Annotated in this window: 4 protein-coding genes; 3 read left to right on the forward strand and 1 reads right to left on the reverse strand. The window is 28.3% G+C overall.

The annotated features are described in order from the left end of the window. Positions 1 to 316: 316 nt before the first annotated feature. Positions 317 to 1,030, reverse strand: coding sequence for an MEDS domain-containing protein (locus JJD95_RS19615; protein WP_291645123.1), 714 nt, complete (start codon positions 1,028 to 1,030; stop codon positions 317 to 319). A gap of 360 nt (positions 1,031 to 1,390) precedes the next feature. Between JJD95_RS19615 and JJD95_RS19620 the strand changes: the two genes are divergently transcribed. The 3 genes from JJD95_RS19620 to JJD95_RS19630 all read left to right on the forward strand — a co-directional run bounded on the left by JJD95_RS19620 (position 1,391) and on the right by JJD95_RS19630 (position 4,273). Further along, entirely contained in the window at positions 1,391 to 1,996 is a 606-nt protein-coding gene (locus JJD95_RS19620; protein WP_291645125.1) for a histidine phosphatase family protein, read from the forward strand. Positions 1,997 to 2,048: 52 nt separating this feature from the next. After that, the gene (locus JJD95_RS19625) at positions 2,049 to 2,852 is read left to right on the forward strand and encodes a hypothetical protein (RefSeq protein ID WP_291645126.1); all 804 of its coding nucleotides are present in this window, start codon (positions 2,049 to 2,051) and stop codon (positions 2,850 to 2,852) included. A gap of 275 nt (positions 2,853 to 3,127) precedes the next feature. Continuing rightward, positions 3,128 to 4,273, forward strand: a complete 1,146-nt coding sequence (locus tag JJD95_RS19630; protein ID WP_291645127.1) for an alanine--glyoxylate aminotransferase family protein — start codon at positions 3,128 to 3,130, stop codon at positions 4,271 to 4,273. The last annotated feature ends 622 nt before the right edge of the window (positions 4,274 to 4,895 follow it).

Here is a 4,895-nt window from a genome sequence, read left to right on the forward strand (position 1 = left end):
AAAACATGTCTCTAGGAGGGATTTTTCAAATTTTTACAGACTTGTCAAGCGTTTTATGCAGAAAAAATGGGGGAATCAACAAAAATTAATGATACTAGAAATGAGTAATCATAGGAGCTAATGAGTTTCCGTGAAAGCTCTGTTTAGTAAGGGGATGACAACGATTCTTTGTGCGTCACGCTAGGGCGTATATTCTATAAATAATAAAACAAGTGTATCTCTACCCTTGTCGCACAATAATATATGAAAATTATGACGTAAAAATACATTGAAATTCACTATTTTAATAATAGAATATTTTTTATTAGCTTATTAGTTATAAAACTGAGTTTTTAAAAATGTAAGAATGAGTAGTTAAAGATTGTTTTATTACTGTTTCATTTATAAATTCACTTTTATTCATATAATCATAGGTATCGTATATACAAAGTAAAGATGCAATAGTATTCTTTAAAGCTTCGCTTAAGTTTGTTTCACAATCTAAAAAAGATTCTTGTGAAGTGGTTTGAATAGCATAAGTGGGTTGTCCAATCCATCTTATACCATTATATTCTTTAACTTCATTTCCCGAACAAACATTATTAATTTCTTCTTTTAATTGAGTCAGACCTCCCTGCGTATTGCTCTCAATCAACTTTTTTAAAGACCTGAATTTAATATGTTCAACTGAAACATTGTTAAGTTTTAGAAAAACTATTAATTTATTATAAAAATTTTTTTCCATAGAAATATAAATAAGTTCATTATTATTGATACCTTCAGTTATATAAAAGTACATACTATTAAAAAGATGTTGATATCCATAATAATAAAAGGATGAGTGTGTTCCAATTATATTTTTTAGATTTAATTTAAAAATATCATTTAAATTTTCATTGCAAAATATACATTTATACACTAATATATCTAAAGATTGACTTAGATTAATAATTTCTTCGTCAAGTAAGTTTTGTTTTTTTTCAAGTATTAAAATATTCAACATAACTCTATATTTTTCTATATTATCTTGTAAATTACAAGTAGTACACAAAATATTGATAATATCACCTCAATGTATAATTTTAATTTAGAACACTTAAAACATCATAAATTTCTACTTGGTTAAGAATATATTAGCATATTTCACAAGATTTTACTACAATATTTTGTATATCGATAATCGCTTATAGCCGTTTTATTGGAGCAGATGTATATGCTTTTGAGTTTTGGATTCAAATTATATAGTAAACCATGGGTATTTTCTTATGAATCATTGTATAAAAAACCAAAGATTTAAATTTTTTTCTTTTGATTATTTTATATGTTAGAATTGTTTATATTATTAAAAATAAAATTAAAACATAAATAATAAATTGAGACTGGTTTCTAATATATAAAGGTGGTTTGAAATTTGAAAATATATATAACAAGGCATGGAGAAACGGAGTGGAATAAACAAGGGAGGATGCAGGGATGGAAAAACTCTAATTTAACAGAAAAAGGTGTCGACAATGCTATTAAGCTTGGTAAGAGTCTAAAACATATAGACTTCGATTATATTTATTGTAGTCCTTTAGGAAGAGCAATTGATACAGCAAATTACATTAGAGGAGATAAGAACACAGAAATTATTATTATTGAATCTTTAAAAGAAATGGGATTTGGAGTATATGAAGGTATGGAGAATGAAAAAGTAAAAGAACTGTATAGGTTGCAGCAGTATAATTTTTGGAATAAACCTCATTTATATGAAACTACAGACGGGGAAAAATTTGAGGAATTAATTCATAGAGTAAAACAAGTATTAAAGTACATTATAAATAATACAACTTGTGAAAATATATTAATAGTAACACATACACTTGTTATAAAGGCTCTCTATTTAATAATAAAAAATCGTTCGCTGGAGGATTTTTGGAAGCCGCCATTTATGTATGATACTTGTTTAACTGTATTAGAAGTACAGGGCACAAAAATTGAAATTATAATAGAGGCTGATATTTCTCATTTAGATTAATAAGTAGTTTATGATGATAGTTAATGTAAGAAAAATCTGAAAGGGTGATTTAATGGATTACTTAACACACTTATTAATAAAGACAATGGTGGATACATTATATATGACAGGGATGATAATTCTTGTAGGATTTATTCTTGGATTTTTAAGGGACCGTTCAATAGCAAACTTCCAAAAGAGTTTTGGGTGGAAAGCAGTTGCTATAACTGCTATTATAGGAGTTCCTATACACGAAGTTTCTCATGCTATCTTTTGTTTTATTTTTGGACACAAAATTGTAAAAGTCGTACTATTACAAAAGAGAGATGAAAATGGAGTACTTGGATATGTTAATCATTCTTATAATCCTAACAGCTTATATCAACAAATAGGTAATTTTTTCATTGGGATTGCGCCTATATTAGGAGGAATTGCTTCTATAATTGCTTTAATGCGCATTATAATTCCAAGGGCATATAATGAATTTATAACTATATCTATGAATAATTTGGACATAACTAAATTAGATGGTGCGGCTATAAATGGAGTATTAAATTCTTACATTAATTTAATAACATCTATTTTCAACATTAGGAACTTTGCAAATCCATACTTTATAGTGTTTTTGCTCCTAGCTATATGTACCTCATCTCACATATCCTTAAGTTCTGCAGATATTAAAGGTGCCTCTAAGGGATTAATTATAATATTCCTAGTAATGGGAGTTATAAATGTCCTTGGGTTTACAAAAATTGTTATGGCAGAAGGTATCTTGAAATATAACGTTGTACTTATAGGTTTTCTAATAGTATCATTGATTTTTTCAAGCATAACCTACCTTGTAAGTTTACTGCTAGCATTAATAAAAGCTCATTAAAAGACATTTATATTGAAGTAATTTTATTTTAGATAAGAAACATTATCTTCAATGTTAGTATTATACTTTCGTCAACTATTAAATACATTAAAAGGATTGTTAGCAATCCTTTTAATGTATTTTCATTATTTTTGGCGCAAAATATCGACAAAAATCTAAAGGAGTATACATTATTGATAAGTTTCCAGGGCTATTGTATGCATACAATTTTCAATATCTACTAATAGTGATATAATAATTAACAATATAAACTAAATTTAAAGGGAGTGGCAAATATGAAAGTGTCTCAGATAATGACTCCGGGGCCTACGCAGGTAAGAGAAAACGTTAGAATCGCAAGGTCTGTAGCTACTACTAATCCAGATTTGGATTGGAAGTTTTATGAATTTTACAAAGAAACTTGTGAAAAAATAGGAGAGTTTTTAAAAACTAATAACCAAGTTAGAGTACTAAACGGTGAGGGGATTTTAGGTCTTGAAGCTGCGTGTGCATCTCTAACTGAAACTCATGACAGAGTATTAGTAATTGATAATGGGATATTTGGAGAAGGTTTTGCAGATTTTGTTGAGATGTATGGTGGAGAGGTGGTCTTTTTTAAAGGTAATAGAAAATGTGGTATAGATGAAATAGAACTAGAAAAATTTTTAGAAAAAGATCATGACTTCAAATATGCTACGGTAGTTCATTGCGATACACCTTCAGGAGTTCTAAATGATATAAAAAAAATATGCAATTTGCTAAAGAAGAAGGGCATATTAACTGTAGTAGATAGTGTAGCAGGTATGGGTGGAGAAGATATAAGAGTAGATGAATGGAAAATAGATATAGCACTTGGAGCTTCACAGAAATGCGTTTCGGCTCCAGCAGGTCTCACTTTAATAAGTATAAGTGAAGATGCATTTAAATTAATGGAGCAGAGAGCAACCCCTATTGCGTCCTATTATTGCAATCTACTTGTATGGAAAGATTATTATGAGAATAAATGGTTTCCTTATACACCACCAATAAGTGATATTGTTGGACTTAGGCAGGCTATTGATAATATATTGGATGATAAAGGTATACTTCAAAGACATGAATTTATTGGAAAAGCTACAAGGAAAGCTATAATGGAAGCGGGCCTTGATTTATACATTAAAGAGGGCTATTCGAATACTGTAACAGTTATAGAAATTCCGAAGGAAATAAATGATAAAGAACTGTTAAAATATATGATTGACGAATTTAATGTATTTATATCTGGTTCCTTTGGTTATTTACAAGGAAAAGTAATAAGAATAGGACATATGGGAGAAAATGCGAGGAAGGATAAAATGGCATATACTCTATTAGCATTACAAAATTCATTAAAGGCACTAGGTTTTGAATGTAAAAAAAATATGGTTGAAATCTTTTTAAAGGAATTACAAAATAATTTATAAGCTTTGTTTAAATCAAGTATGGTAGCAAAACATAGTTGCTTTATAATGAAGCAATAATAATAGATGTGTCTTAAGGGCAGTAAAGCGTTAAATATAACAGGGTTTAAGTATGATTTTAATGTATATAGAGTATACTAACCCTAGTGTATCAGGGTAAAAGAAACTTAACAATTAGTAGTATTATAGAGAAAGTTGTATGTAATTGTCGATTTTGATTGGTTCCTTTCAACGGATCATAAGGGGGATATGATAGAATACTCTTTGTCGTCGCAAGTAGTGACGCAGTAAGCTAAATGTTAATTGTTATTCAATTAGATTTTAAATGAAAAATAATTTTATAAACTTGTTGACAAAACAAGAAACATCTAGTAGTATTGTAGAAGTCGTCAGTAAATGACGGATACAAAAAACAATTTGGTCTTTGAAAATTAAACAGAGAAATAGGTAAAGAATAGCAAAATAATATTTTGCTAAACCAGTTGATTACTTTAGTAAAAAGAAGTAAATTTTTAGTCGTAAGACTAAATAGTATGTAATGAGCTTGAGTAACAACTTAACAGTTGTCTCAGATTATTCATTTCAAACTAAAAGTGTAAACTTTTAAATTGAGAGTTTGATCCTG

This window comes from Clostridium sp. (genome assembly GCF_016650035.1).
In the GTDB taxonomy this organism is placed as follows: Bacteria; Bacillota; Clostridia; order Clostridiales; family Clostridiaceae; genus Clostridium_AD.

Coding starts and splice junctions, on each gene's coding strand:
- JJD95_RS19625 (WP_291645126.1), top strand. CDS start 2,049: ATGGATTACTTAACACACTTATTAATAAAGACAATGGTGGATACATTA.
- JJD95_RS19630 (WP_291645127.1), top strand. CDS start 3,128: ATGAAAGTGTCTCAGATAATGACTCCGGGGCCTACGCAGGTAAGAGAA.